The sequence below is a fragment of the Mycobacterium kyogaense genome (assembly GCF_003254575.1).
Taxonomy (GTDB): Bacteria; Actinomycetota; Actinomycetes; order Mycobacteriales; family Mycobacteriaceae; genus Mycobacterium; species Mycobacterium kyogaense.
Genome location: NZ_QJUA01000092.1, coordinates 1 through 2810, shown reverse-complemented (window position 1 = coordinate 2810; position 2810 = coordinate 1). Strand labels below are relative to the sequence as shown.

The window sequence follows — 2810 nt, the reverse complement described above, 5'->3', positions numbered from 1 at the left end:
AACGTAGACCACACCCTGGATTTGCGCCCCGGCCGTGGCCGTATCGGCCAGCAGGTATCCAGTGGCATAGAGCTTGTTTCCATTGGGAGTCAACGCAATTGCGGTGATGACCTCTTGCGTGGCGGGCGCGGCGGATCCACTACTGGAAACGGCGGCGCGGGTGGCCGCGGCGGAACGGGTGGAACCGGCGGTCGCGGTGGAACCGGCACTGATGGAAGCGCTGGCGTCGTCGATGTCGATTATGGGCGAGGCGGGACTGGCGGAGCCGGTGGTGGTGGCGGCGCCGGCGGGCAGGGCGGAGTCGGGGGAAATGCCGGCAGCGTCGCGGCGGGAGGGCTAGGCCGGGTCGGCACCAACGGTAGTGGTGGAGCCGGCGGTGCCGGTGGCGGAGCCGGTCTGGCCGGCAGCGGCGGCGACGGCGCCCACGGTGCATGGAGCTACGTCGGCTCCGACGGCTGGGCCGGCACCGGAGGCGACGGAGGCAGTAGCGGTTCCCCAGGAGCGGTCGGCGCAGGCGGCGCAGGCGGCCGGGCCGGATACGGCGGTACAGGCGGCAGCAACGGCACGAGCGGCAACGCCGGCGGCGCATCACTCGGTGATGTCCGCGGCGGCCGCGGTGGTGACGGCGCGGACGCAGACGTCGAAGCTGGTCGCTATAACGGTGGTAACGGTGGCAGCGGAGGCGCGGCGCTCAACGCGGGTGCCGGAACCGCGGAGGGCGGCCGCGGCGGGAACGGCGGAGCTGGGCTTGGATCGGGCGGCGGCACTGGTGGCGCAGGCGGCGGCGCCTACCACAGCGGCACCGGCCTGGCCCAGGCCGGAGCAGGCGGCACCGGCGGTCAGGATTCGACCTACGCCTACGGCTATGGAGGCGCCGGAGGCCGAGGGGGCGACGCCGCCAGCTACAGCACCGGCCAACTCAGCGCCGGGCAGGGCGGTGACGGTGGTGCCGGTGCCACGATCGGCGGCGCAGGCGGCACCGGGGGTGATGGATTCGTTCAGAACTCCTCCTCGTCAGTCGATGTCGCCGGCGCGACAGGTGGCCTCGGCGGCGGCGGCAGCCTCGGCGGGCGCGGCGGTCACGGCGGCAACGCCACTACCTACGGCACCGGTAACGCGTACGGCGCCGCCGGCCGCGGTGGCACCGTCGGTTCCGCTGCGGGCGGCGGCGGTGGCAACGGCGGTACCGCCACCGTTTACAACGGTGCCTCGTCCGCGCAGGCGGTAGGCGGCGCCGGCGGGCAGGGCCGCGACGGCAGCACGCAATACGGGACCGGATCAGGCGGCTCGGGCGGCCGTGCCACCCATTACGGAGACGGCGAAGCCAGGGGCGGCGACGGTGGCGCCGGCGGGGACGGCGATACCCGCGACAGCAACAGCAATGGCGGGTACGGGGGAATCGGCGGCGACGCGTACGCATTCGGGGCGGGAAGCGCCGTCGCGGGGCACGGCGGCGTCGGCGGTGACGCTGCAGTCGGAGGAACGGGTGGCCAAGGCGGGGCCGGCGGGTCGGCTGCCGTCACAACCCCGGGTTACGTGTGGAGCAACGGTTCTATCGTCACCCCGGGCGTCCAGCAGAACGGCGACGCCTACTTCATTGATGTGAGTTCGTCCATCGCCGCTGCCGTCGGCGGAAACGGGGGAGCAGGAGGAAACGGCAGCGCCGGCGGCAATGGCGGTGCCGGTGGGTCCGCATTTAATTTCGGCCTCGGCGAGGCTAATGCCGGTATTGGCGGAAACGGTGGAAACGGTTCTACCGGCGGGGCGGGCGGCAGCGGCGGTGGTGCCGGCATCTTCAACAGCACCTCAACCCGCGATGCCATCGGCGCTGTGGGCGGTTCAGCAGGCGCAGGTGGGAGCGCCACCTACGGCACTACCGGTAGCAGCGGAGCGGGCGGTTCCGGCGGCGGCGCGGTTACTTACGGCTCCGGGAACGCTGTCGGCACCGCCGGACGTAACGGCAGCAGCGGGGCGAACGGCGGAGCGGGCGGCACCGGTGGCTCCGCCGCCGTCTTCGGAACTGGAACAGCCACCGCCGGTCTCGGGGGCGACGGCGGCGACGGCGCCAGCGGCTATGGCGGGTCAGGTGGCGCCGGCGGCAGCGCCAGCGTGTTAAACACTGGATCAAACATCGACGTCTCCGGTGCTGCGGGCGGCCGCGGCGGCAACGGGACGAATGACGTCTATATCGGTGGGTGGGGCTGGTCATCGATCATTGCGGCGGGTGGTGCCGGTGGTAATGGCGGCAGCGCGACGACCACAGGGTCCGGTGACGTATCCGGCGCCGCCGGCGGCCATGGCGGCCAAGGCGGTCCAACCGGCGGGGCGGGCGGCAGCGGAGGGTCGGCGTCGACCGGCGGAAGCGGAAGCGTCACGGCCGGATTGGGCGGCAACGGTGGAAACGGCGTCACCGGCGGCGGAGCAGGTGGCTCAGGTGGCAACGCCCTCATCACTGATGTGACATCTAGCCAGGGTGCTTTCGGCGCCGTCGGTGGAAGCGGCGGCGCAGGAAACACGGGCGGAGCGGGCGGCGCGGGCGGCAGCGCGACAACCTTCGGTCTGGGCAACGCCGTCGGCGCAGCAGGCCGCGCCGGCACCTCGGGGATGAACGGCGGGGCAGGCGGCCGGGGCGGCGATGCCACCATCAACAACACCGCGTCGACCGCGCTCGCAGTCGCCGGGTCCGGCGGCGCAGGTGGTGGAGGCACCGGGGCAACAGGTGGGGCGGCTGTCCCCTATACACACCTGACCCTGCCCACTATATGCCATGTGAAACACCCGGGCGCCGCACGACGACTCACAAAAAACAA

At 72.5% G+C, this 2810-nt stretch carries 1 pseudogene; it reads left to right on the top strand.

From position 1 onward, the window contains the following. Positions 1 to 114: 114 nt before the first annotated feature. Positions 115 to 2810, top strand: a pseudogene (locus DMB80_RS28300) (PE family protein); the annotation flags it as partial.